Source organism: Paenibacillus polymyxa (assembly GCF_015710975.1).
GTDB lineage: Bacteria > Bacillota > Bacilli > Paenibacillales > Paenibacillaceae > Paenibacillus > Paenibacillus polymyxa.
Genome location: NZ_CP049783.1, coordinates 699766 through 726643 on the forward strand (window position 1 = coordinate 699766; position 26878 = coordinate 726643).

Below are 26878 nucleotides of genomic sequence, written 5' to 3' on the forward strand. Positions count from 1 at the left end.
TGAAGACGATCACCGGCCTTTCTTTTATAAACGCATGTTATACTTCTCCTCGAAGAATGGAATGAGGTTCTAGGAATCTGGAGGGGAGATGATCATATGGGAGTAATCATCCATAATGAAAGCGCTCAACAGAAAGCGCTTCAATCAGAAAAACCCAATATGCTTTTTGTGACGTTGGTATCCATCGTAGCTGCGCTTGGAGGCATACTGTTCGGTTTTGATATCGCGGTAGTTTCGGGAGCAGTTGAATTCCTACAGCAGCGTTTTTCGCTGAGCGAATTTCAGGTCGGTTGGGCAGTGTCGAGTCTGATTGTAGGGAGCATCACGGGTGCGGCTCTCTCCGGCTACATGAGTGAAAGGATCGGCAGAAAAAAGGTATTGCTGGCCGCCGGATTTTTATTTGTCATCGGCTCGATCTGCTCTGCAATTCAAGATACGTTCACCGGGTATGTTATCTTTCGTATGATCGGCGGCGTCGGCATAGGAATCACTTCCACCATTTGTCCGGTGTATAACGCGGAGATCGCTCCCGCCAAATACCGTGGCCGTTTGGTTGCTTTAAATCAGCTGGCGATCGTAACGGGTATTTTCCTTGTTTATTTTCAGAATTCGTGGATCGTCAGCCTGGGGGATGAAGCCTGGGGTGTCTCAACAGCCTGGCGCTGGATGTTCGGAGTGGGAGCTGTTCCGGGACTGATCTTTATGCTCCTGATGCTCTTCATACCAGAAAGCCCGAGATGGCTTATCAAAAAGAATCGGCCTTATGAAGCGCTACCAATTCTGCTGAAAATTCACGGTGAAGAAGCCGCTAAACAGGAAGTACTTGATATCAAGGAATCGTTCAAAAATGAGAATGACTCATTGAAACAATTGTTCGCTCCCGGTATTCGGGTCGCTCTCTTTATCGGTATCATGCTCGCCATTATGCAGCATATTACCGGCATCAATGCCATTTTGTATTATGCACCGGTCATCTTTAAAGGAATGGGGCTCGGTACGGACGCTTCTTTGACCCAGACCATCTGGATCGGGTTGATCAATGTGTTGTTTACCATCGTATCCGTATGGCTGATCGACAAAGCGGGACGAAAAGTTCTACTAATGATCGGTACCTCGCTGATGACCCTCTGCTTGATCATTATTGGAGCCGCATTCAAAATAGGTCTAACCACTGGACCGCTCGTGCTCATCATGATATTGATCTACGTGGCCTCCTACGCTATATCGCTTGGGCCAATCGTATGGGTCATGATCTCGGAGATCTTTCCGAACCGCATTCGCGGCAAAGCTGTCGCCATTGCTTCGATGGCATTATGGGCCGGCGATTATCTGGTCTCCCAGGCATTCCCCCCTCTGCTGAGTTCAGCTGGTCCGTCCAATACCTTCTGGATATTCGGAGCCATCTCGTTGTTCGTCGTAGTCTTTATATGGCGCAAGGTTCCCGAAACCAAGGGGAGATCGCTTGAACAGATGGAAAATATGTGGCTCGGAAAATGATCCAAACTTTAGCTCTCAAGAAGCCCGATACGTTTTATAGTGCTTGAAATCACACGACCTCTGAATTCATACCGACCTAAATCGGTAATGGTTCAGAGGCTTCTTTTTTAGCTTCCACCCTCCTCCGCATAATTCCTCACATCGCGCTCGACGGCGGTGCGGTATTCAACAGGAGTTTTGCCTGTGTGCTTTTTAAACAACATGTGGAAATACTGTCTGCTGGCGACGCCAACATAATCGGCAATTTCCTGAATGGGAATGTCCGTTTGCTGAAGCAGCATACAGGCCTTGTCCATTCGCAGCATCGTTAAATACGCGGTAAGCGTTAGCCCCGTATGTTTTTTGAAAATTCGATGCAAATACCCTGGGTGCAGATTGACGGCTGCGGCCATGTCCTTGACTGCAATATCCCGGTCATAGTTCAGATGGAGAAATTCAATGCATCGCTTGACGTACATATCCGTTTGCTGCGTATTGCTGCGCTCTGCCTCTTCCCGTAAACGTGCAATTCGTACAAGCAATTGCATAAAAAGCATTTCTGCCATGGCACCCGGCTGTTCTTTACGTTGATCCAGCTCCAGCACGAGACTTTTGAGCGCATAATATACCTCTTCCGGGTCTGATAGCACCAGATATGGGAATGGACGCGACATAAAGGCTGTGACTTCCTGCTCCTCCGCTGCTATTTGTTGGATAGATGGTCCTACCCTCACCCCTTCCTTAAAGCCAAACTCTACATTCAGCATCCGGCACGGTTGTTCTCCTTCCACCACCAACCGATGCGGGACGCCTGCATCCAGCATAATAAACTCGCCTTTGCGCAGCGTAATGCTTTCTTCCGTATTCTTTCCGGTTTGTACATCTATCCTGCACAAGCCAGAAATCATATACATAATTTCAGTGGAATGATGATCGTGGTAAGACATCGTATAGTCACGCCATTGCTTGTAATAGTAAGCAAAAAAACGGGGAATATAATCCCCGTCCAGCAGTCCTGGCTCAAACAGACTTCCGTTCATCCCCGCACCTCCGCAAAATAAATCAGGCTAATATGGCAACGTATATGTACCCGTTCTATTTTCACAGTTTAGCAGACTGACCCTTGTTATTCTATTGCGTCCACCTGTCTTAAATAGAGGATTCATCACTTTCTGAACTTAAATACTGAACCAGCATCCCTACAAATCGGTTAGCCATTTGTACATCCTGAGATTCGCCATTCCAATCTTCCTTGGGAGTCAAACTCATTTTCTGGAGTAACGCCATCATAGACGTGAAGATAAAATGCGCAGTCTTTAGCGGTTCAGCATCCGACTTTAAGGATCCATCTTGGATTCCAGCTTCCAGAGCATCTATCAGAAAATGTCGTTCCTTTCCTTGGTTAACAAAATGTTTATATCGTTCTTTGAGTTCTTCATTTGAATCATAAGCTTCGTAATGCAGGTCGAATAACAGAATAAACTTGATGAAATTTGGATGTTGCCCAGCATAATCAATCCATGCATCAAGCATCGAAGTAAGCATCTGCTTACCATTCATTTCGGCTGTAGGTGCTCTTCTAACAAATTCAGTCATGCTCTCAAGGATCTCCATTTGGACCTCAAAAACTATTTCATTCATGGACTGAAAATGCTTATAGAATGTAACCCGGCTTACACCAGCCACATGGCATACATCCTTAATATTCACTTTGAGAAAGCTCTGCTTCATAAAAAGTTCCTTCGCAGCCGCAATGAGTTCTTCCCGATTTTTGTTTTTCAAGTTCTGGTGCCAGTTCTCAGTCATTAGCAACCATCCGTTTCTCATTTTTTGATGTTTGAAAGGTTAAGAAAAGGGCAGATGCAAGGATTAATGCACCAAAAATATAAGGAATATGAATGTGTTTGTCAAACAACAAACCCGCTAAAATAGGCCCCAATATACTGCCTAGGCTGGTATACGTCGTATTCAGTCCGGCGGCATATCCTTGACGATCTCCAGCCGAGTTGGCAATCATTGTACTTACTGTGGGCCTTAAGAAGGCATTAAAAGCAAAGAACAGAGCCGATACCAACAGCAGATAACCTAAATTGATCTTAATAAGCATGAACAGTAAAGCAGTGGCTGTCATGATCAAAGAGAGGCGTATAAGCTTCATCTCGCCAAGTCTCTTGATGAGGTAATCAAGCAGCCATACCTGCACCACGATGCCTATTATGGCACCAACCGTAATGATCATTGAGATTTTAGTGGCATCAAAACCGTATTTTCGTTCCACAAAAAGAGCATACACCGTTTCGTAATTCATCAAGCCTAATGTCATGATCAATATGAGGAGAAGATAACGAAAATAGGACGTTCGAAATGAATTCAGAATTTGCTTTCGAATCGGCTCCCTACGGACCCGTTGGCCAACGGGTTTTCGTTGTTCCTTGGGCAGTGTCTCTGGCATATATAAGCTAAGCAGCGTTGCTACAAGTCCAAGTCCACCAGCAAAAAAATAAGGCACCCTAATGCCCAACTCAGCGATCATACCGCCTAACCCCGGACCAAGCACCATCCCCAAATTCATGGAAGCACCCAAGTACCCCATTCCTTTAGCGCGAGTTTCAGGAGTGGTAATATCAGCGACATAGGCCATATTGGAAGGAACCATTAATCCAATACCTATCCCTCCAATAAACCGAGCAATATATAGAAGGGGCAATGTCGTAGATACAGCAAACATGAGATCCGAAATGACGGTTAAAAACAGACCGGTGATGATCATTGATTTACGCCCGTATCTATCCGATAGCTGTCCACCTAGAGGTGAAAAAATAAACTGTGCTGCTCCAAAAGCGGCAATAAGATACCCCGCAGCAGCTCCTGCCGCATTAAATTGTTTCAAATATTCAGGCAGAATGGGAATCACCATGCCTTGACCCAATAAAGCAATAAACAGATTCAGCATCAAAATGAAAAGCGGAAATGTAGCAGACTTAGGTAAGCTGCTCATGTTTGTAACCCCCTCCAATGGTTTACACTTTGCAATCCTTTACTATGTGTAAACCATATTAGTTGAATTAGGGGGCTTTGTAAATAAAAATACACACCTAGTTGAGCCAAGCTAATATGGCATCTAATGCTGTGATTCCATCGTAAAGCATGATGGCGACCTTCATCATGACATCTCTCCTTTGATATGGCCTTTTATTCTTGCACTCCAATACTAACGTACATATACGGGGTATGGGTATATTTTAATGTTGCGTTTCCATACAAAAGACATACTTAAAAAGGCCACCCCACGGTAGCCCATTTTAAGTATGCCTGTAAATCTGTTGATCAAGCCAGCTTATGAGCTTTGTTTTCTCAACTGACCATAATATAAATTACTGTAAAAGCCTTTGTGAGCCAGCAACTCCTCATGAGAACCTTGCTCCTCCAAACGACCGTCCTTTAAGACCAAAATCCGGTCAGCCTGACGAATGGTATTCAACCGATGTGCAATGACGAAACTTGTTCGCCCCTGCATGAGCCGTTCCAGTCCTTCTTGAATTTTCATCTCGGTGATGGTGTCAATGCTGCTGGTCGCCTCGTCGAGTACCAGAATGGAAGGGTTGGCCAAAATCGCACGAGCAATCGCCAGCAACTGCTTTTGCCCTTGACTGATGCCGCTACCGTTCGCTTCCAGCACCTTGTCGTACCCGTCCTTCATCCGCATGATAAAGGAGTGGGCGTTGGCCAGTTTCGATGCTTGTTCAACCTCCTCATCAGTGGCATCCAGCCTGCCGAAGCGGATATTTTCACGAATGGTCCCCTGAAACAGGAAGGTGTCCTGTAGCACAAACGCCATACGGGAGCGCAAGCTTTCACGCTCTATGGTCGTAATGTCACGCCCGTCCAGCGTAATCGTTCCCTTGTCTGGGCTATAGAATCTGGAAAGGAGCTGGATCAGTGTCGTTTTTCCTGCCCCGGTCGGACCGACGAGCGCGATCATTTCACCAGGTTTAGCTTCAAAAGAGATGGCTTCCAGCGTAGCGTTTCCCTCATCATAACCGAAGAAAACATCCGTAAACTGTACAGCTCCCTCCACATGCTTCACCTTTACTGCGCCGCGTTCATCCTTGGACTCTTCGTCTTCGTCCAATATTTCAAATACGCGCTCAGCTCCGGCAATGGCGGACAACAGTGTATTCCACTGGTTAGCCAAATCGTTCAGCGGTCTAGTGAACTGACGAGCATATTCTACAAATACGATAATCGTCCCTATCGTAATCGAGCCGCGAATGGCTAAAATCCCGCCAATCCCTGCTACAATAGCAAAGCTGAGATTATTCAGTCCGTTCATCAGTTTAGGGATAAAGCCTGAAATCGTTTGTGCCCAGAAACCCGACAGCCGAATACGGTCATTACGCTCACGAAAACCACGGATGACTCTCTTCTCCTGTGAAAATGCCTTGATAATCTGCTGACCAGACAGCGTTTCTTCAATGTATCCGTTCAGTTCGCCCAAGTTCTTCTGCCGTTCCTTATATAAAGGCCCGGTGCGGCGTGTAATCCAGCGCATCCCGGCTGCCATTAACGGCACCACGATAAAGGTTAACAGGGTCATCAGCGGGCTTAACCACAGCATCACAGTGAGTGTACCGATTAACGTCAATATGCTCGAAAAAATCTGAATGGCTGAGCTGTTCAGCGTAGAACTGACATTTTCGATATCATTGGTCAGACGACTCATGATCTCTCCCTGCTGACGTTTGCCGTAGAAAGGAATGGGGAGTCGATGCAAATGTGAAAACAGATCGAAACGCATGCGGTACACCGTCTCTTGGGCAATCTCGATCATCCAGATATTTTGCAGCCAGGAGGTCAGCGAGTTCAGTAGATACACAGCCCCTAAACCTATGAGAAAATAAATCCACGTGCGTCCACCCGGCCCTTCGAGAAAATCATCCACCGCTACACCGACCAGATATGGAGCCAACAGCGACAGCCCGGAGCTGAGCAACACCATGAACAGGACCAGCATTAGCTTGGCCTTGCGACGGGCCAGATAAGCCCATATTCGCCCTACCGTGCCAGACCAGTTCTTCGCTTTGGTCTTGCGTCGTCCTTCAGCGCCAGCCGGGTTTCGCAGCACACCGGATTCCGGCGTAGGCTGACGGAACGGTTCAATGAGTTCCTTGAGCATGCGACTCCTCCTTTCCGTATTGTGATTCATAGATACGTCGATACAGTTCTGAGCTATTCATGAGATGTTCATGGTCTCCACTAGCTATCAGGCGCCCTTCATCCAGCAGTAATATCTGATCTGCTGATGCAGTTGAACTGATCTTCTGCGTGATGAGAAATGTCGTACAGGACAGTCCGTCGAGTGCATTCAATAATGCTGTTTCCGTCCCCACATCCAGCGCACTTGTGCTGTCGTCCAGAATCAGCACTGCCGGCTGGCGCACCAGTGCGCGGGCAATCGACAGCCGCTGCTTCTGTCCGCCGGACAGATTAACACCACGCTGTCCGAGCATGGTGTCATAGCCTTGCGGCAAGCGTTCAATCATAGGATGGATTTGTGCCATGCGCGCGGCTTCCTGAATCTGCTCCAGACTGGCATGCTCCAGCCCCCAGGCAATATTATCCCGAATCGAACCGGTGAATAGCAGTACCTCTTGGGGGACATAGCCAATCGCCTCACGTAGTATGGAGCCATCCAGTTCACGAGCGTCCTTTCCGTCAAAGCGCACATGACCTGCATCTTCTTCATATAGACGTGTAATCAACTGTACAAGTGAGGATTTGCCCGAACCAGTAGCTCCCATAATAGCGATTCGCTCACCCAGTCGTGCCTTAAAGGATATGTCCTTTAATACAGCCAAATCACTGCCCGGATAATGAAAGCTCACCCGATCCATTTCCACCTGTCCCTCAATCCGTATATCCTGTGTTGGAACACCCTTCAGCTCTCTCCCCTCTTCATTAGGTGTTTCCAAAACCTCTCGAATCCGCCCTGTAGATGCAGTAGCCCGGGAAAATACCACAACGATACCGGATAAAGCAGACAAAGCTCCAATCGTCCGCAGGGAATAATTAACGACTGCAACCACCTGTCCTACACTGGCATCTCCAGTGGAAATTTGACCGCGCCCAAACCAAAGTACTGCAATAATCCCTGCATTCATCGTAAACAAAATAAACGGCATCGTCGTTTCTGTCCAGCGTAGAGCGAACACCGTCCCTTTCATCAATTCACTTCCGTAATGAGCAAAACGTTCAATTTCATGTCGCATCCGCACAAAAACCCGGATAAGCCGAATGCCTGTCAGATTCTCCTGAATTACTCCATTAACATCATCCAAGCGCCGCTGGACACTTTTAAACAAAGTGACAGTCCTCCGCATCATCACCAGCACAAATACGAACAGCACCGGGGCCATAACCGCCAGTAGCAGCCCAAGCTTAAAATGTACAACCAAGGCCATCACAATACTGCCGATGACCACCAGCGGAACCCGTGTCATAAATCGTAAGCTCATAAACACCGTATCTTGTACTTGCGTGACATCTCCCGTCAGGCGAGTAATCAGCGACGAAGTAGCAAAGCGTTTGAACACCGGATAAGAAAAGGATTGCACCTTTTGATATAGCTTTTCCCGCACATCATAGCCAAAACCCTGACTTGCATGTGAAGCAAAAAAGGAGCTGGATATCCCTGCCATAAAAGCGATAACGGCACTGCCCACCAGTACACCGCCCCATAACCAGACGACGGGCAAATCCTGCTGCCGAATGCCCTCATCTATGATTTTGGAGATCAAATACGGCTGCGATAACTCTACCGTCAATTCCAGTAGCATCATCACGAGCGCCGCGATAGCTGGAACCCGATATTTTTTTAGAAAAGTGAACATCATCCCCACAAGCATTCCTCCAATGGCCCATAGCCGTCCTTCCAGATCAGCATCTAATGGTTGTATGAATCCAAATCTGCTGTAACACCATGTATACGCACTTTATATAGCACTATATTTTATTATACCCCCCTGAAGGTTTTCGTTTAACCAGCAAATTGCAGGCTCCGGCTAAAAAAGACGCAAAAAAGAGAGCTCGTAAAATACAGCTCTCCTTCTGACATAAGAAATTCATATCACATTTTCTCGATCCTTACATGTTGGTAAAAAGCCTGCCCTCCAAATACATTGATACCAAAATGCCCTTCGGCAAATGTATCATCTTCCAAGTCAATCACCTGTTCATCATCTATCTCTATACGAAGGCGTAATCCCTCTGCTTGGATTTTAATATGATAGGTTACTCCCGGCAGTACAAATCTTGGAACCTTGGCCAGCACTTGCTGCTCCTCAAATCGCCCCTCTTTTTTATAAAAAAGACGAATGGATTTCATGTTCGGGTCCAAATTCAAATAATAGCCACTCGACCCGTCAGCATTGGCACGAAAAATCATGGAACCAGCGCTCCCATTTCCATACAGCTTCATATCAGCCTCATACGTAAAATCTTTCGCCTGCTCAGAAGCCATATAATTTGCATCGCTAATATAGCTTCCGCGCATACCATCCGTTGTCACCATCCAGCGGGATGCGGAGACATCCGGCACCCAACCTGAAAGGTTGGTATAAAACTTCCCGCCATGCACAGTGACAGAGGTACTTGCTCTTACCGTATCTCCCGGAATGGAGGCTGTAACTACGGCTTCTCCAGGGGAAAGTGCCTCCGTGATCGCGTAGCCTTCATTTGACGAGATCACCTTGACAACTGCGGGCTTGCTGGATTCCCAATTCAGCAAAGATTCTTTTCTCCCAGAATGATCCTCCACACTCGCATACAGACGTTTCGACTGTCCTTCCGCAAGCTCCAGCTGAGTGTAATCCATGATCAGTCTGATGGGTGAAACCTCTGTAACCCTCCAGCTATTGTGTAGCGCATACACATGAAGAGAAACAATTTTTACCTCACCACCTTGAGTATAGAAGCTCATTCCTCTACGCGCCGAATCTGGAAAAATGATATCAGAAAATACGACTTCCCCATGATTACCAAACACCTCAACTGAGGATTCGTCCACAAATATACGCATTTGAATTCGATTCCCGACCGGTGCCAGTGATGCTTCATGAAGCGTTGAAAATAGAGGAGAGAAATCAGTAAGCCCTGATTCAGCACGGTTTACAAACATGTGTTGTACATCTGTTTTATAGCCGACTACCGTTCTTTGCTCACCGCCTTCCCGTACGCAAAACCCAAAAGTCGATGCCATCCCAACGGAAGGAAATTCGAACTCCGCCTCAATCTCATAGGCACCCGCCTTTAAACCTTCCAGTATATTCGGAGAAGATTCCGTGATACTTGCATGTTCTAGCGAAAATAAATGAGAACGTAGCGAAGTCAGTTCGGATATCGGATGCTGTATCAAGCGGATGCCTTCATGGGTTGTTTTTAACGATAACTCTCTCGGGATGCTGAACTGCCCCTTCCAGGGTGAAGTCGGAAAGCTGAACGGGTAGTCCCAATTTGTCATCCATGCCAGCATGATACGCCGCCCGCAGGGCATATTGGAGAAAGACATCGAGGCATAGAATTCCTTGCCCCAATCGGTTCTCAATACCTTTCTCGGCGGAAGATCATTTTGAAATTTGCCATCAGATGTCAGTTCACCGATAAAATATTCCGCATCCGAGCCTTGAGTGTTCGTGCTGGCTCCAGTACTAATCATTAGCACCCATTTAGAGGTGTTGCTCTTGTCTACCGCGAGTGGGAATAGATCTGGGCACTCCCATACCCCGCCCCGTATATAATCACCATAGCCAAAGTTATCCGTCCAGCTCCAATCTAATAGGTTGGCGGAGGTAAAGAAGCGGATATGGTCACCTCCCGACACGACCATAATCCAGCGCTGATGCGCTTCATCCCATACCACTTTCGGATCACGAAAATCCCAGTTGCCAGGATCGTTTTCATTTTGGCCCGGATTCTCAATTACAATTGAATTGTTTTCGGGGTATTGCCATGTCCGTCCTCGGTCTGTGCTGTAAGCAAGGCCAATTCTCTGGTTTCCCTTGGGCTGATCGGGATTATAGGAGGTGTAATACGCAACCAGTCCTTTCCCGCCATAGTCGCTGAACAAGCCGGAAGTATTGGTGAGATCAGCTACAGCCGAGCCGGACCAGATATGGCCCAAATCATTCCACTTTAATGCCAAGGGAAGCCTTTTCCAATCCAGCAAATCCAGACTGACCGCATGTGCCCATTGTCCACCATCCTGATGAAACAGGTGATATTCTCCCTCGAAATATACTAATCCGTTCGGATCGCTGGCCGAGCCTCTGACAGGGGAATAATGATACTGCGAGCGATATTTTTCTGTATAGTAATTCGGGACGGAGGTAAGGTAGATATCCTGAAAATAAGCCGTACCCCCAGTTGCCTTCATACCTATAAAACCACTGGAGTAACTGTTATCCACGATGTCAATCGCCGCAGGTGTGTAGCCATCTACAAACACGCAAATCCGCTCTCCGTGTGTAATGATTTCCAGACTGTGTTTACTGCCCGATGTATCCGGATACGTCATCGCCGAGCTTGTAATCAAAGTTCCATTCGCCTTTCTCAGATGTACCCGAACCTGCTGATCCTCACGTTGCACAGAAGCAACATATCCCTCTGTACCCTTCGGATTCCCTCTGAAAAATAGCCCTGCTTCCATTCCCGGTTCAGAAGGATTCAGCGTCACACTACCTTCCATGACCAGATCGGCAGCTGTCGTACTAAATATTTTCAATGCTCCTTCAGAACTTGTTCCCTCAGCTTTTTGCCCTTTGAGGTCCGGTTGCCATTTTCCACGGATCAAGAACGGTTCATCTACATTCGTATCCATATCACTGACTTGAATGTTCTGAAATAATGCCGACCCATTCCAGACATTCAGTCCCAAATATCCTGATGCGTACGTCGTATCGACCACATCTATAATCGGGCTATACCCTTCATCCCAGTACACTTTAAGACGCGAGCCTTCTACCTTCACCTTGAGATGATAAATATCTCCTTTTTGTAATTTTACCTGCCGTTCCTCTTTGAGTCTTTCGATATCCCCGGCAGCATCGCGCAACCGTAATAATCCGGCAGCTGGCACGATTTGAAGCATATAGGAAGACCATCCATCCTCACTGGAACGGAATACTAGGGTAGCGTCTGCCTGTATGTCTGTGACCATCACATCCGCTTCAAAAGTAAAATCCTGCGATGTAGTTCCAGACATAGCCATCACATTTTCCTGTGGCTCTGACCTCAACAAAAGTCCCTGGATGTTATTTTCTATGTGTCCCTGCCCTTTAATCTGCCAGTTCGTCAAATTCGTGCGCGTGTTTGTGAGCTCTATTCTCATCGCCAATTTCCTACCCTCCAGTACGGATTACGAAGAAAATCTCATTTCAGCGCATAAAGCTCCAGTGAAAATACAGTTACCTGCTCTTCTGCTGAGAATATTTCAAGGGTCTTAGCTTCTGCATCAGGAAATATTAAGTCGGTAATGGCTACCTGTCCGCGATCGAAAAACACTTCAATAGACGAGCGATCTACATAGAGGCGGATGTCCATGCGATCCGGTAAGATTGTTAATGAGGTCCCATGTCTGCCTGCAAAGTCTTCATGAAAATCCGAGCGACCAGACCGTGTCCGGTCTACGTATACTTCCTGCGTGGCGGAAGTATAACCGACGAGTGTCTCTTGTCCATCCGCTACCCGCACTTTAAAGCCAAAGTCTCCAGTGGTTGCAAATTCAGCCACAAGTTCGTAGCAATCCAGCTGCAAGGCAGACAATGCGTTCCGCACTTCCTCCCAAGATGGTTCTGTGAGTGACAGGACAGGGGTTCTTAATCCCTCCAGCTCCCGAACAGGGCGCTGAACAAGCGCAACTGTGCCCTTTCTCGTTTCCAGTGCGAGTTCTCGCGGAATGGACATGGCACCTCTCCAGCGCTCCGTCGGTGTCTGATTGGCATATCTCCAGTTGCTCATCCAGCCCATAAACAGGCGTCGTCCATCCTCTGCCGGGATATCCGACCAACACACACCTGCGTAGTTATCTCTGCCATAATCGAGCCAGCGGACTTTTTCACTTTCCGCATCTGCCACAAATGTTGTTCCATCAAATTCACCCGTAAAATACTGTGTTCTGGACCCTTCCCGAATCCCCGGGGTATCGCCAATGCTTACGAGCATGACCCACTTCACCTGTTCGCGTTTCTCATCAACATATAGCGGAAATAAATCCGGGCATTCCCACACCGCATCATGACTACCAATACCGTGTCCAAATTCACTGGCAAAAGTCCATTCCTTCAGATTCGGAGAATGATAGATTCGAATCGTCTGACCGCAGGCTAGCACCATCACCCACTGCTCTGTAGACTTATGCCAAAACACTTTCGGGTCCCGAAAATCAACGCAGTGCTCATCCTCCAGTACCGGGTTGCCCGCATATTTAATCCAGCTTTCACCTGAATCTTTACTATACGCAAGGCTCTGGCACTGCCGCACCTGTTCCGTCCCCGGAAGCGAAGCATGATGGGTGAAAATGGCTACCAAGCCCGGCTTGCCGCCAAAAAATCCGGATGTATCCTGTTCATCCACTACAGCGCTCCCGGAAAAAATCGTTCCTAGCTCATCCGGCTCCAAGGCAATTGGCTGCTCCTCCCAATTCATCAAATCAGTGCTGACAGCATGCCCCCAATGCATAGGTCCCCATGTGGTGCCAAACGGATGATGCTGATAAAACAAATGATAGCGCCCTTCATAATAAACCATTCCATTCGGATCATTCATCCATCCGTTTTTCGGTGAAAAGTGATAGGATGGGCGGTATTTCTCTTGCCTAATCACGTTCATATACTCATCTCCCTCGAAAAAAGATTCATTTACTTGTGCTTCTGTCATAGCCCGCTTGCTTGATTTGCAACCATTCCTGTAATCCCAGACTGTTCAGCTCCTGCAAATATTCCGGCCACTCCTCTTCTACCTTACCGTTCTGGTACCATTCCGTACGTTTACGGAGAACATAGGCGAATAGATCGGTTTCAATAGTCGACAAACGATCCAGCTCATCGATAGAGAAAAATACTTTAGGATAATTATGATCCGCTTGCATATGGGGAACCATCACCTTTTTGAGCAAACCCAATCGCCATGTCGCATCTTCCGGCTGGGTTGTGTATTTTCCGTAGTATTCATCCAATACAGCTAACGGACCGCCGATGTTCGTCTTTTGTCTGATTTCCACCGGAGCCGAGCCTTCCAGCGGCAGATGCTTCAACATTCCCTTTGCCGCATCATACTCAAAAATATTTTTCTGCTTGGTATCCCCGTAAGTTCCCCAATTGTTCTGTATGGATTGGATCGGATCATAGAGCTGGTCAATCCACTTGGCAGTCGCCTCCAGCTTCTTATTAGCACTGGTGATCACCATGCGCCCGCGATCGAAGCCGATGCCATTCGTCCGTGTAACATTCACATGTCCATCCGGTCCAGCCAGCGGCGGCATGAGATCGTATTTTTTATTCGGTCCTGTAATATTGGCCTTATCCCATGTAAAGTACAGACCATAGCGGTGATCCTTCCCTTTGGCCAGATAAGTGTTCCAATCCTGCTGGGAAGACTCTATGTCCACCAGCCCTTCCTTGTATAAATCATGAATATATTTGACTGCTTCCTTATATCCGTTATCCGCTGCCGTAAATACGACTTTCCCATCGTTCGTCACTACTGTATGATCCCAGTTCTCTCCAAGCCCAAACGCCCCGTATAAAAAGGCCAAATCCTCGCCGCCAGGCTTATCTATAAACGATAATGGAATCTCATCCGCCTGCCCGTTGCCGTTGGGGTCCTTTGTTTTAAAGGCAATCAAGACCTGCTTCAGCTCTTCGGTCGTTGTCGGCATGGACAAGCCCAGCTTGTTCAGCCACTCCACATTAATCCACGGCAAATCATCTACGGACTGGATCGCTTCTTTTCCTGTTCCCAATTCTTCAATCCACGGAAAGGAATAAATATGTCCATCCGGCGCAGTCAACATCGCTTTATATTCCGGTGAATGCTCCAATACCTTTTTAAAATTCGGCATATGTTGTTCAATCAAATCCTCCACCGGAATAATGACACCGTCTTTGGCCAGCTTGAGTAAGTCATAATCCGAGTAGCCCGCATCGAACACTGCATCTGGCAAATCACCGCTGGCAATAGCCAGATTCCTTTTTTCCACAAACTGGTCACTGGTAAAATTCTTCCAACGAATATGAATACCCGTTTTTTCTTCCAGCCGTTTGTTAATCAGCTTGTCGTTCGGATCTGCCGGAGCAAGTGGTGAGCTTTGAGTTAAAAAGTTGAGTGTCACTTTTCCATTCACATCTGTTGCATCGCTTTCATTAGAGGAATTGCTGCTACCGCAGCCGGAAAGAACTAAGATCGCCGCCAGTGCGGCAAATGAGGCAGTTTTGACTGTTTTCATCTGGATGACCTCCATCGGATAATGGTAAAAAGCACATATAGCAAATGAAGTGTGCGGCATCTGTTATTTTAAAGAGCCGACCATAACGCCCTTTTCAAAATACTTTTGGAAAAAAGGATACATCACAAGCAGTGGAAGACTGGATATGACAATCGATGAATATTTGATCATTTCCGAAAGACGTTTCAGTTCCGCCATTGCTAATTGATCACTAATCATGCCAGGCATCGTCTGGTTTTGGATCAGGATCGATCTCAGCACCAATTGAAGCGGATGCAGCTGTGCATTATCCAGATAAATCATGGCATCAAAATAAGAATTCCACTGACCAACAAAGGCATATAGCGCAATGACAAAAATAATGGGTTTGGACAGCGGCAGGACAATTCTAAAAAATATCGTCCAGTCCGAGGCTCCGTCCACGTTGGCGGCCTCTTTTAATTCATTAGGTACACCTTTAAAGAACGTTCGTGCCAAAATCAGATCCCACACATTGATTGCACCGGGAAGAAGAATAGCCCATACGGTATCCAGCATCCCTAAATTTTTGACCAACAAATAGGTTGGAATCAGACCTCCACTGAAAAACATGGTGATGATAAACAATGTCATAAAGAAATTCCGCCCTACCAAGCTGTTCACCGATAAGGCATAGCCAGCGCAAATCGAAACCGTCACAGAGATCAAGGCAAAGCATGAAGAATAGAACACCGAATTGGCAAACCCACGGAGCATCGCCGGGTTGGACAAAATTTTCCGATATCCCTCCACACTCCAATCCGAAATACGGAAGGATAGCCCTTTGCTTAACAAAACGGTCGGGTCCATAAACGAAGCAATCACGATATAACCCAAGGGAACTACAATAATCAAAACAGCTAAAGTGAGCACAATGTAATTCACACCTAGGATGAAGCGGTCCAGATTGGAATGTTTGACATGCATAAAGAGGCTCCTTTCCTAATAAAGCCCTTCTCCCTCATTGAGCTTCTTGACGATAAAGTTAACGGTCAGCAGCAAAACCACATTAATCACCGAATTAAACAGCCCGACCGCCGCAGAATAAGCATAATTGCCGGATTGCAAGCCGACTTTATACACATAGGTAGGAATAATTTCAGAAGTAGGCAAATTCATGGATGTCTGCATAAGATACGCCTTCTCAAACCCAATCGACATAATTCCTCCTGCTGCCAGGATAAAAACAATCGCCATAATCGGTTTAATCGTCGGCAAATCAATATGCCATATGCGCTGAAGCAGGTTGGCTCCGTCCAGACTTGCCGCATTATGCAGTTCGGGATCAACATTAGCGAGCGCAGCTACATAAATGATTGAAGACCACCCCGCCCCCTGCCAAATTCCAGACAGGATATAAATCCAGCGAAAATATTCAGGCTCTGTCATAAAGATCACAGGGTTGCCGGTCACCGATGCAATGATTTGATTCAAAGGTCCGGTCGGAGACAAGAAAATAAACAACATACCCACAATGACAACAACTGAAATAAAATTAGGGGCGTACAAAACAAGCTGGATATTCTTTTTCAATCCCGCCTTGCGGATTTGATTCAGCATGACCGCTAACAGGATTGGTACAGGAAACCCGAGTACAAGTCCATAGAAGCTCAGTTTCAGCGTATTAAAGAAAATATCCGTAAAATTGGGCGATTCTAAAAATTTAGTGAAGTACTTCAGTCCAACCCAGTCACTTCCCCATATCCCTTTAAGCGGGCTAAAATCCTTGAATGCAATAATGGCCCCATACATCGGAACATACTTAAAAAGAATCGTAAGAATCAGTGCAGGCGCCAGCAGTACGTAAAGAAAATAGTTTTTGCGAATATAGTCTAGCTTGCTGCGAATGGACCTTTGCTCCCCCAGTGCGGCATGTCTCTGAGCTGCCTTAGCCAAGTTTGCCATTTGCGTTCCCCCCATCTGTAATAACCGTCTGTACAAGACAACTGAAAAGGCTTACATTTTTCATCTTCAATTTACCAAATCAAATTATCATTCGTCAATAACTTTTGTAAAATATTTTATTTACATTTGACCAAAATATTATTGTCATTCTGAGCTTTTGTAACAAAAAACAAAAATAATCATCCCCTATGATCCAAATCTGAAAGTTCCCCATTAACAATGACCGCTTCACTTATTCGACCCTAATGTACCCTCTCTGTTTCAATGAGCATTTTTTTATCCAGCTTATACAAATTTGAATTTCAGTTCATTTTTCGATCTGATAAAGATAAATACAGGCTATTAAATAAACTTTACAAATGTAAAAATATTTTATACATTTGTAATCTCAACATTGCTATTTTATGCGAACTATTATACATTTAGGATACATTTTAGGTCTGAACGGAAAGTTGGCAGAGGCAACTGTACCTCTCAAGCAATCCATTTATTAAGTGAAGGTGGAACCTGTCTATGAAGAAAGAAAAAGTCACCATTCAAGATATTGCTGACGCTTTGGGAATCTCCCGAAACACCGCATCCAAAGCCATTAACGGTAGTGAGAGCATCCCGGTTGATACTCGGAACAAGGTCATTAAAAAAGCGATCGAGCTCAAATATAAGCAATTTGCCTATGTGGAAACAGACAGTATCATCCCTAAGAACCAAGGTAACATTGCCCTGTTTACATGCAATCTGCCGAACAGCTCGCATTTTGGCTCCTTTCTGATCAGTGGGCTGGAAAAAAGAATAAGTGCAGAAGGGTATAATTTGTCTATTCATATTGTGCGGGAAAACGAAATCCAAGCGGGAACACTGCCTAATAATTTTGAAGCGTCTAAGGTTGACGGAATCATTTGTATTGAAATGTTCGATCCACAGTATAGTGAGCTCGTTACGAGTTTGGGACTGCCTACAATCTTTATTGATTGCTCGGTGGACATTTTTTATCCTGATTTGAAAGCGGATTTATTGTTGATGGAAAACGAACATAGCGTTTATTCTGTTACCAAAAGCCTGATTGATCGTGGATTTGCGCGGATTGGTTTTGCTGGGGATTATAAACATTGCAAAAGCTTCAACGAGCGGTGGGTTGGATATAACCGTGCTTTAATCGAAGCAGGCCTAAGTGTGGATTTATCTTGCTGCATCGTTGATCAGGACCGAAATTTTTTCTCCGAATCGGATTGGATGGATAAACAATTAGAGGGCATGAGCGTGCTTCCATCTGCGTTCGTGTGCGCCAATGATTTTATCGCCGTCAGTGTCATGAAAGCGCTCAAAAACAAAAACTTGAAAATTCCCGAAGATATTGCTGTGTTTGGGTTTGATAACGCTCCTGAATCCCGGATTGTAGAGCCTCATTTATCCACCGTGCATATCTACAACAACGAGATGGGGATTACGGCGGCTGAGATGCTATTGGCGCGAGTCAAAGATCCTTCCAGGCCTTATCAGATTACGCATATCAGAACTGAGCCGATATTTAGAGAATCGACTCCTTTACAAATAGAAAAGTAAAAGAGGGGGTCTGGCGACGCTCCGCGAACGGAACGTTGCTCCAATCGCTGTTGTATCCGGATTTTATTGAATAGCTTTGTGGTAAAAATCCGGATACAAAGGCGACCGCTGAGGCTTTTTCGCAATCGTTCCGTTCTCTCCGCTACTTTCAGCAAATTTGCTATTTTAGAGATGTTCTAAAACCAGAAACACCAACCATGGATAGAATCGTCTAAACTCTTAAACTTTAAGAATACAAAATGGCAAGCCTCTGATGATTTAGAGGCTTGCCATTTTACTAATTGTATTAACTAATGGATGGGGTGCTACAGTTTTAGTCTCCGGCTAATCGTTTATAGATCCTCTGCTGGAACTACAGGAACTACAGAGACCGCTGACTCTCCCTCTATTTCCTTCTCATCTATTTCTGCCCCATCGACTTTTGTTCCATCAACTTTCGTTTCATCGACTTCTTTTTCATCTACCTCCGTTGCCTCTACCTCATCCACTTCGTCACTGCTCTCTTCATTCATCAAGGCTCTTGGTGTATAGAGCTTGGGAATCGGCACGTTCGCCCAATTCATATCGGATGCAAAGTAAAAGCTCGTGTAGGACGGCTGGTTATAGCCGGTATTTTGACGCGCCACATCCGCACGATACTGCGGGTCATGCATCAACGTGTACAATTTATGCGTTGTAGGCTCGGTGCTCAAATAGATACGAATCGCAGAGCTATCCGCTGTACGGACAAGCATTTCCTCGCGCCAATCTCCGAAAATGTCAGCTACCAACGATGGCGTTCCCTTGGTATAATTGTTCGTTTTGGTACCTGATGCGGTGAGTAATGTGCCTCGTTTCCAATCTTCAATGGTTGGGGTTACATCGATCGCCCCGTTCACGATTTGTGTGGTCATATCAGCCGCCCATTTGATACTCATATTGGTACCCGGCATCTTGGTATCCAATTGTTTGCCCGCAGCGGTCCACAAGCCTATGGCCCAAGTCTCCAGTCCTCGCTGATCCGGGTCTATGTCACCGACCATCCCCCGACCTGTATCCTTACCGGAATACCCACCGTAGATGACTTCACCCGTTTTGGCATCCCGCAGCGAATAACCATAAGGGGCATAGGTGCCGCCTTCATGCACCATAAAGATTTCTTTTCCTGGCCGATCAGGGTCAATATCAGTCACATGCAGCGCGTCACCGTGTCCCAATCTGGCGGTTTGGCCCGGAATTGCGCTTTCAGGAGGCATAACATCAAACGAGCTGTACAACAGGCTGCCATCATGGTCGATCGTGGCGGAGCCATATACAATTTCGTCTTTGCCGTCTCCATCCACGTCTGCGGCACTCAGCGAATGCGCTCCTTGTGTAGTCAAGGTGCCGAATTTCGGGTCCGTTCCATCCCGTCCGTGCGGACTATCATTAAACGGATTGGTCATCGGTGCCCAGCCACTGTCCACCATCCAATGTTTTTGGAGATGGCGACCATCCCACGTATAAGTGACCAAGGTGGAACGCGTATAATAGCCGCGTGCAAATACGGCGTATGGTTTGCGTCCATCCAGATATGCTACTCCTGCCAGAAAACGATCCACACGGTTAGCAGGTTCAATCCGGGCCATAGCGTAGTCTCCCCACATAAGTCCATCATCATGGCGCTCTGGCTCATAGCGAATCGTCTCCAGCTCGGTACCTGTTTTTCCTTTGAAAATGGTCAAATACTCTGGTCCATCCACAATGAAGCCTTCAAATTCTCTCAGCTTGTTTTTGTCACTCCGCGCAGGAGCATACACATCCATAAAGTAATCGGTCAGGCTTTCCGCATCCTTGCGGGATAACGGGTAGTTATACTTTGGAGCAATACCAAAGCATTCCTCCAGCGTAGCAGGCCACTGCCCCTTCACCACTTCTTCATGCTTCGTCCAGTTCATGAACATATTCACTACATGCTCATAATAATCCGTACGACTCAAACGATAATCGTCCTTATGTGTAATTCCAGCTTTGCGATCCTCACGGGGCAGGGTAATATATTTTTCTTTTTTGGGCTTGCCCTTCTTGTCAAAAGTAATCGTTTTGGTCCCCGGAGCGGTCTTGAACATCAGCTCGGCTTTGCCATCGCCGTCAAAGTCATACACCATCATTTGTGTATAATGGGCACCTGAGCGAATATTCACACCGAGATCAATCCGATACAGCAGCTTGCCCTCGAACGTATACGCATCGACATACGTATTTCCGGTATAACCCTTCTGAGATACATCTTTGGAGTTGGATGGGTCCCATTTTACAAAAAATTCATATTGTCCGTCTCCGTCCACATCCCCCACACTCATATCGTTGGCCGAATAAGTATAGGATTCACCTGCGGGTGTTACGCTATCAGCAGGCTTTTGCAGAGGAAGCTCATAATAACCCTGCTGCCATGGCTTCACTTTGGCACTGCGATCCTTTTCTTTCCCTTTAACGACTGAAGCGACCCTGTACACCGCATTTCCGTTTCCTTCCTTATCCAGATAATTGGTGCTGTCCGTCACCGTCGCGATTTTCTTGCCATCACGGTATACGTTAAAGTCTGCTCCTGTCAGCCCTGCTGAACTGTAGCCATTCACTTCCTGGGCCAATAACCGCCAGCTTAAAAATACACCCTCTTGCGTCGCCGCAGCTACCAGACCGCGATCCAGCTTTTCCAGCTGAATGCTGCCACTACGGTTTTGTTCTACTGCGATTGCTGATTCTGCCTGCAGCGTGGGTTCGGATAAGTCTTCCGCAGCCACTCCTCCAGTCGTGCCCGTCATCGCCAGCATTGCTGCCAACGCGGCGGTCAAAGTTCCCTTTTGCCATGCGCCTTTCCTTTGAGCCATCCAATTCGTCCTCCTCAATTGTATTGTGATGACAAGCAAATACAGAAAATGATTGCGCTTACATAATTTAAATTCCTTATTATTATAGTTTTGCTGTTCCCCCAAACGCGTTTAAATATCCGAGTATTTCTCTACACAAATCCGTGTTGTTGCCCGTTTCTATTGAAATGACCCCATTAGCCCGTTTAAAACGTTCCATTTTGTGAGTCGACCATGTTAGTTGAAGTGAGAATATCCGAATATCATAAAATGATAAAATGAACGAGCTGTGATCAAACATACATACCTATCAAGGTTCCACAAAAATGATGTCACAAAATGACCCGTTGCGATTGTTATATAGACATAAATACAAGGAGGTGAGCTCTTGCAGGCAACCATCCCCGGGGATACACAGGACAAATACAGCCAGATTGAGCTGGCCATAGAACGTATCAAGGCTGGTGAACAGCAGGCTTATGAAATCATTATTCGGCAATTCGAGCGTCAGATGTACACCTACTGCTTTTATATTTTGAAGAATCATGAAGCCACAGAGGACGCGGTTCAGGACATTTTTATCAGAGCTTATGAGCATCTTCATCAATACAGCAGACAGACCAGCTTCTCGGCATGGCTATACAAGATAGCCTATCATCACTTAATGAATATCAAAAGGAAACACAGCCGCTGGCTCAAACTGGTTCAGCAGGTCAAGGAACAAGAGTCCATCGCCCAAGTATCACCTTATATAAGTGTGATTGAAGAGCTGCTGACTTATCTTACCCCAGAAGAACGTCATATTCTGCTACTGAAGGCTGTCGAGCAATACAGCTTTGAGGAAATTAGCAGCATCATGGGCTTAAAGTCGGCAACCATCCGCAAAAAATATGAGCGGCTTCGGCGCAAGCTGCTGGACCACAGAAGCAAAGGAGGACTTGTTAATGGACAAACATCTAACACCACCTTATGAGCGTGAAATGGACCCGTTGGAAAATTGGATCCATGAATCTGTCATGCCCAGAGGCAGTATGAGTGATCAAATTATGAAGCAGATTGAAAATAGAGCCATACAAAGAAAGACGACGAAACCAAAGTTTGCAAAACGGGCTGTCCTGGCGGCATCCGTAGTTGGCATATTAGGGGCAGGAGTGGTAGGCGCCGGGTTTGTATCACCCACGATGGCGGCCACACTCAAGCAAATTCCTGGAATTGGAAGTATTTTTTATGGATTGAGCTCGGATGAAATTCAGACTGCTGTAGATAAGGGCATTCTCAGTCATCCTAATGAAAGTGTGACGCATGACGGAATTACACTCACATTAAGCGATGTTCTGTATGACGGTACACGCCTGTCCTTCTCCATTGAGCGTAAAGGTGAGAATTTGCCGGAAGGCTCTATAAGCCCTTATGTACCTATGGATGCCAAAACTGAAAATAGCGATGGCGAATGGGTAAAGGCACATAAAGTGCCTGAGAAGAATCAGCTTAAGGGCTACTTTAAGCATCCCGAAGTACAGATTAATGGAAAAAAGGTTGACTCTCAACAATTTATATACGGTGATGATCCGCACAAAAAAAATTCTGTCGTTGGGGAATTCATGCAGTTAGGATCTTTGCCGGACGAGTTTGAGTTGACGGTTAAAACTTCGATGACAGGTGTCAACGAGCCCTATGAATTCAAAGTTCCGGTGAAAATCGACAACACCATGATTGTGGTCCAACCGAATGAGACGAAGACCAGCAATAACTTCAGCTATACCGTGAAGGAGCTGAAATCCACCTCAACAACGACTCGTCTAGTGCTGGACAGTACAGGTGAAGTGCCTGCTTCTCAGGAGCAGACGGGAGAGTATGCGCCAACGATGATGTATTACGATATTGCAGATGATCAGGGCAACATTCTAGAGCAGCGCAAATTCGGTTATTTCCACAGCAAGCCTAAGACAAAATATCATGTGGATGAGCTGTACGATGCTCTCAAGCCGAATACGAAATACGTAACGATTAAGCCGTTCACTTTGACCGTCAAGCCTACCGACTGGAGCATTGTGGGACAAGTGAATGACAAGGTTGGCAACGAAGTGAAGAAAGGCGACAAAACGTATATCAAAGAACTGGAAATGAAAATCCCTGTGCCAGCCCAATAACATCAATGCAAGAGTGAGCAAGCCTGGATGAGAATCCAGGCTTGCTCATTTGGCTTGCTTTACATTAACCCGTCCCTTCTCCTGCTTATTCAACTGTTTTTTACTGGTTATACAAGCAAAGGGTAAGTTTAGGTTATCTTTAATTTGTATATCTCCCAATTAGTGAGGGACAAATGAACGAAAATCGTCTCGACTGGACTGGTCCGCATGATAAAACACGACATCTCCATCCTGTAAATGAAAGGTGTGTCCGTGCGGGTCCTTTATCTCTCTACGATATCCCTCCAGTTGCCATTGGTTCAAAAGCGGGCCATTGATATATTGCAAATGTGGATGCTTGGTGTCCCCCTGACGGAGTGATTCCAAATTAAAGTGAACCACTATAAAGCCTGTCTTCTTGAATATATCTGTATGCTCGTTTAGCTCCTGACGGTGACTGACCTCGTGCAAATCCGTCCCTTTGGTAACGGCGTACACATCAGCAGGCAGACTATACTCGCCATACCAGCGCTGAATCGCCGCATTCGCACGATCGGCATCAACCCCATTCGGCAGGTCCGTCTTTGGACCGATCAAGGTACGCGCAGCAGCAGGCAGCACTAGCCAGTCGTAGCGTCCAACCCAGGTCTTGCTGCGTGTTATACGCTGGACATACAGCGCCACATAACGTTCCAGCGTTAACTGACTTCGCTCTGCTTCACTCAGTCCATGTTGATATTGGTAGGCTGCTGTATCCTGCATTTCCTCCATAGGGACATTGCGTAACCGTTCGTTCAAAATAACATATCGTTTCTCCCGGTCCTCGGCCGATCCTATACGGATAAATTTTCGGCTACCTGCATGTGTATACAGATCTACCGCTTCCCGCTGTCGCCCATCTTTGCTCACCCAATAAAATGAAGGGGTAATACGAATTCCATCCTGTGCGCTGAACATATTGCCTTTGGTTTTGAGGTCAAACTTGAAATGATAGCCTGTCTTGACTGCCACATTTGCATAACCTTCATGTGGGTGACTGCCTGGGCGAACGGGCAATGTGAAGGGCTCCGGGTTCCCTCTAGGCAACCCGTCAATATTGCCAAGCCCTGTCCAATAGGACAGACCGCTATGCATTGGGCTGCCTTTTTGCTGCCGAAATACACGCTCCCAATGGTAATCTGCAATATCCGTGATATGAAAATCATACATCCGTCCGATGACCTCAATATTCACCACATCATTAGCAACATGATGGGCGAGATCCGTGTTGGCATGGCGCTGCTCGGTGAATCCATCCGATGCATTTTCGGCAATGGTGCGGAACTCGACTGTATAATTGCCTTCATCGACCCATACAGGCAAATAAAAGTCTGTGTCCAGTTGCAGCACCGGAATGTCGATCCAGGTACCTCGCGGATAAAAATGCGTCTTTCCTTGGTCGTACACATCGAACGGAAAGCGCACCTGCTTGGTTCGTACATATTTGGCATACTCCCGATCACCATAGCCGGGAATATTCAAATGCGGACCTGCTGTCGAAATCGTCACTCGGAAAGGACGCTCCAAAATAAGTGCGGATCGCCCCTTCGTAGGTTGGGTTTTCTGATTATGAGCAGCATCATCCGACACTTTAGACAGATTCACTACGGGAGTGTGGACAGTCACCGTATTGATTCCCTGTATCGGCAACGTTTTATCCGCACCTCCATTGATATTTCCTTTGAGAATAGCATAAGTGATGTTACCACTGCTGGGCGTGTTGGGCTTATTGATCTTATGCTTATCAATCACATGATTCGGACTGTACAGCACATCGGCCCCAATCGCTCCGGAAGAGGGAATCACACCTGGTTTAGGGCCATTTACCTTGACGCGCTCTGGATTCATAATGATCTTGTTTTCAAAGGTCAAAGTATCGTTCTCCACTTCGATTTCCTTAACTGCCTCCTCTGCCTTAGATTTCAGTACACTGCGATCATCAGGCACACTGGGCTTGCTGCTGCCGCCATTTTTGCTGCGACTACCTCCGTCCACTGTGCCTGGTGCAGGGGGCGGATAAAAGTTACCCTGGGTCGCCGCAATATAAGAAGGGGGAGTATAGGATTGCGGACGCAGGGTGATTGCTTCATTGGGTAACGCATAGTTTCGGAGTGTAGCCTCCTTGATGCCATATACCTCCAAATTGTCTATCTTCCAATAGGAGTACGGACGGACGATTTGGTAAGTATAAGTTCGCTTCACAGTCTCATTCCGCCGAGACTTTTTCTTAGGCCGCCAGGTCAACCGATATTCCCGTTTTACGTTCACCGTATATGTACACTGACCCGTCATGTTCACAAACTTATGTTGAAAAAGGTATCTCTTGGCTTGTACATGACCGTACAGGCTTTCAGAGGTAGGAATACCTTTGGATACGTCAAATCGTTCCCGACCACGCTGGTCCGCTTTGATCACGGCAGATACTACTGGGTCCAGTTCGGCAGTTTCCAAGCGCAGGCCTGGAACGGGACGGGAGCAGACAACACCTTTCGTTGGCTGTTCATGATCTTGGCAATCTGAGGGCGCTCCCTCTTGGCTTTCTCCAGGCTTAGGACAGCCCTGAGCTTCTTTGTAATACAAATAAGCGGTAAACTGCTCAAAAGAACCGTCATAGGTAAACCCGGGTACAATTCCCGGCAAAATATCTCCGCTTGGCGGTTTACCTGTCGTGCTTTTCTTGTAACCCACATACTCATATTTCGGATTGGTTGGCGGGGTGAAATCATACGGTTGATTAGGTTTAAGTTCATCTTCTATTAGTGTAAATACGTTGTTAAGTGACTTTCCATCAGTGGTAAAATGCTTGACGATGAGTGCGCTCTCTAGTTCGATTTTGAATAGAATGGGCTGGTAGATGCGCCAAGCTTCTACTTCTTTGGCACAGGTAGGACAGCTCTCTTCTTTTATATTTTTAGGTTTATCAGCATTCAATCTCATATTAACTGTAATTGGTATCACAGTGGTATCCGTACCAATCCCTTGTTTTTGGAAAGGCTGAATGTCTTTTGCCTCTGTTCCAATGCTCATAGGATATATATAATCCTGATATTCATCTTGTCGAGATTTATTAAAATATTGAATGTAATCTGAATTTCTTTGATTTTTTTCAGGATTATACAATGAGGCTTCAACATTTTTGATTCTACGGCCTGGAAATTTAAATTTATATGTGAATGTAGCTTCCCCTTGCATATTCATATTGGGCTGCTTCTTCTGTGTAACCCACTCTTTTGCTGTGTTTCTCCACATATCAAAATACATCATTCCAACAAAATACCGGTCATTCTTATCTTGAAAGTATGAAAGTGGTGTTATCTCTGTATCGGCTGCTGCATTGTTGGTACCAAAAGAAAAAGGCGGAAGCTGCAAGAATAGCAGTACTCCCACCAGCAATAAGCCCCAAACTCGTTTAGTCATCATCACAA

The 26878-nt window shown here is 46.3% G+C and carries 16 protein-coding genes; 4 read left to right on the plus strand and 12 right to left on the minus strand.

Translation table 11 applies throughout. The features are described from left to right. Window positions 1–96: 96 nt before the first annotated feature. On the plus strand, window positions 97–1497 hold the full coding sequence (locus G7035_RS03405) for a sugar porter family MFS transporter (RefSeq protein ID WP_019686308.1): 1401 nt from the start codon (window positions 97–99) through the stop codon (window positions 1495–1497). Between the two features lie 107 nt (window positions 1498–1604). On the opposite strand, the gene G7035_RS03410 is transcribed toward G7035_RS03405, so the two are convergent. From G7035_RS03410 to G7035_RS03455, 10 genes are all read right to left on the minus strand, one after another. Beyond that, a complete protein-coding gene (locus tag G7035_RS03410) occupies window positions 1605–2516 on the minus strand; it encodes an AraC family transcriptional regulator (protein ID WP_019686307.1) in 912 nt (303 codons plus the stop codon). 109 nt (window positions 2517–2625) lie between these two features. Further along, window positions 2626–3282 carry a TetR/AcrR family transcriptional regulator gene (locus G7035_RS03415; protein ID WP_019686306.1) on the minus strand — a complete coding sequence of 219 codons (657 nt, stop codon included), beginning with the start codon at window positions 3280–3282 and terminating at the stop codon, window positions 2626–2628. Then, entirely contained in the window at window positions 3275–4474 is a 1200-nt protein-coding gene (locus G7035_RS03420; RefSeq protein ID WP_019686305.1) for an MFS transporter, read from the minus strand. The genes G7035_RS03415 and G7035_RS03420 overlap by 8 nt, the downstream gene beginning before the upstream one ends. 339 nt (window positions 4475–4813) lie before the next feature. Beyond that, complete coding sequence (locus tag G7035_RS03425; protein ID WP_019686304.1) at window positions 4814–6652, minus strand: ABC transporter ATP-binding protein; 1839 nt, start codon at window positions 6650–6652, stop codon at window positions 4814–4816. After that, window positions 6633–8369, minus strand: a complete 1737-nt coding sequence (locus tag G7035_RS03430; protein ID WP_080561200.1) for an ABC transporter ATP-binding protein — start codon at window positions 8367–8369, stop codon at window positions 6633–6635. The genes G7035_RS03425 and G7035_RS03430 overlap by 20 nt, the downstream gene beginning before the upstream one ends. A 233-nt stretch (window positions 8370–8602) precedes the next feature. After that, window positions 8603–11860 carry a glycoside hydrolase family 32 protein gene (locus G7035_RS03435; RefSeq protein WP_049789315.1) on the minus strand — a complete coding sequence of 1086 codons (3258 nt, stop codon included), beginning with the start codon at window positions 11858–11860 and terminating at the stop codon, window positions 8603–8605. Window positions 11861–11901: 41 nt separating this feature from the next. Next, entirely contained in the window at window positions 11902–13359 is a 1458-nt protein-coding gene (locus G7035_RS03440; RefSeq protein ID WP_029514868.1) for a glycoside hydrolase family 32 protein, read from the minus strand. Window positions 13360–13384: 25 nt separating this feature from the next. Beyond that, a complete protein-coding gene (locus tag G7035_RS03445; RefSeq protein WP_019686300.1) occupies window positions 13385–14974 on the minus strand; it encodes an ABC transporter substrate-binding protein in 1590 nt (529 codons plus the stop codon). A gap of 63 nt (window positions 14975–15037) precedes the next feature. Next, window positions 15038–15919, minus strand: a complete 882-nt coding sequence (locus tag G7035_RS03450; protein ID WP_013369666.1) for a carbohydrate ABC transporter permease — start codon at window positions 15917–15919, stop codon at window positions 15038–15040. Between the two features lie 15 nt (window positions 15920–15934). Beyond that, the gene (locus G7035_RS03455; RefSeq protein ID WP_016821412.1) at window positions 15935–16897 is read right to left on the minus strand and encodes an ABC transporter permease; all 963 of its coding nucleotides are present in this window, start codon (window positions 16895–16897) and stop codon (window positions 15935–15937) included. Window positions 16898–17410: 513 nt separating this feature from the next. Here G7035_RS03455 and G7035_RS03460 point away from each other — a divergent pair. Next, window positions 17411–18457 (plus strand): substrate-binding domain-containing protein, encoded by a 1047-nt coding sequence (locus tag G7035_RS03460; RefSeq protein ID WP_019686299.1) that lies wholly within the window; start codon window positions 17411–17413, stop codon window positions 18455–18457. Between the two features lie 332 nt (window positions 18458–18789). Here G7035_RS03460 and G7035_RS03465 read toward each other — a convergent pair whose 3' ends face one another. Beyond that, window positions 18790–21306: a rhamnogalacturonan lyase gene (locus G7035_RS03465; RefSeq protein ID WP_019686298.1), complete on the minus strand. Its 2517-nt coding sequence runs from the start codon at window positions 21304–21306 to the stop codon at window positions 18790–18792. 367 nt (window positions 21307–21673) lie between these two features. Between G7035_RS03465 and G7035_RS03470 the strand changes: the two genes are divergently transcribed. Both G7035_RS03470 and G7035_RS03475 read left to right on the plus strand, forming a co-directional pair. Next, window positions 21674–22258: an RNA polymerase sigma factor gene (locus G7035_RS03470; RefSeq protein ID WP_017426342.1), complete on the plus strand. Its 585-nt coding sequence runs from the start codon at window positions 21674–21676 to the stop codon at window positions 22256–22258. Beyond that, window positions 22230–23435: a DUF4179 domain-containing protein gene (locus tag G7035_RS03475; protein WP_019686297.1), complete on the plus strand. Its 1206-nt coding sequence runs from the start codon at window positions 22230–22232 to the stop codon at window positions 23433–23435. The genes G7035_RS03470 and G7035_RS03475 overlap by 29 nt, the downstream gene beginning before the upstream one ends. Before the next feature lie 159 nt (window positions 23436–23594). Here G7035_RS03475 and G7035_RS03480 read toward each other — a convergent pair whose 3' ends face one another. Then, complete coding sequence (locus G7035_RS03480) at window positions 23595–26873, minus strand: DUF5704 domain-containing protein (protein ID WP_019686296.1); 3279 nt, start codon at window positions 26871–26873, stop codon at window positions 23595–23597. Window positions 26874–26878 lie beyond the last annotated feature (5 nt).

Coding starts and splice junctions, on each gene's coding strand:
- G7035_RS03480 (WP_019686296.1), bottom strand. CDS start 26,873: ATGATGACTAAACGAGTTTGGGGCTTATTGCTGGTGGGAGTACTGCTA.
- G7035_RS03420 (WP_019686305.1), bottom strand. CDS start 4,474: ATGAGCAGCTTACCTAAGTCTGCTACATTTCCGCTTTTCATTTTGATG.
- G7035_RS03430 (WP_080561200.1), bottom strand. CDS start 8,369: ATGATGTTCACTTTTCTAAAAAAATATCGGGTTCCAGCTATCGCGGCG.
- G7035_RS03450 (WP_013369666.1), bottom strand. CDS start 15,919: ATGCATGTCAAACATTCCAATCTGGACCGCTTCATCCTAGGTGTGAAT.
- G7035_RS03435 (WP_049789315.1), bottom strand. CDS start 11,860: ATGAGAATAGAGCTCACAAACACGCGCACGAATTTGACGAACTGGCAG.
- G7035_RS03475 (WP_019686297.1), top strand. CDS start 22,230: ATGGACAAACATCTAACACCACCTTATGAGCGTGAAATGGACCCGTTG.
- G7035_RS03445 (WP_019686300.1), bottom strand. CDS start 14,974: ATGAAAACAGTCAAAACTGCCTCATTTGCCGCACTGGCGGCGATCTTA.
- G7035_RS03460 (WP_019686299.1), top strand. CDS start 17,411: ATGAAGAAAGAAAAAGTCACCATTCAAGATATTGCTGACGCTTTGGGA.
- G7035_RS03410 (WP_019686307.1), bottom strand. CDS start 2,516: ATGAACGGAAGTCTGTTTGAGCCAGGACTGCTGGACGGGGATTATATT.
- G7035_RS03415 (WP_019686306.1), bottom strand. CDS start 3,282: ATGACTGAGAACTGGCACCAGAACTTGAAAAACAAAAATCGGGAAGAA.
- G7035_RS03465 (WP_019686298.1), bottom strand. CDS start 21,306: ATGGCTCAAAGGAAAGGCGCATGGCAAAAGGGAACTTTGACCGCCGCG.
- G7035_RS03455 (WP_016821412.1), bottom strand. CDS start 16,897: ATGGCAAACTTGGCTAAGGCAGCTCAGAGACATGCCGCACTGGGGGAG.
- G7035_RS03440 (WP_029514868.1), bottom strand. CDS start 13,359: ATGAACGTGATTAGGCAAGAGAAATACCGCCCATCCTATCACTTTTCA.
- G7035_RS03405 (WP_019686308.1), top strand. CDS start 97: ATGGGAGTAATCATCCATAATGAAAGCGCTCAACAGAAAGCGCTTCAA.
- G7035_RS03425 (WP_019686304.1), bottom strand. CDS start 6,652: ATGCTCAAGGAACTCATTGAACCGTTCCGTCAGCCTACGCCGGAATCC.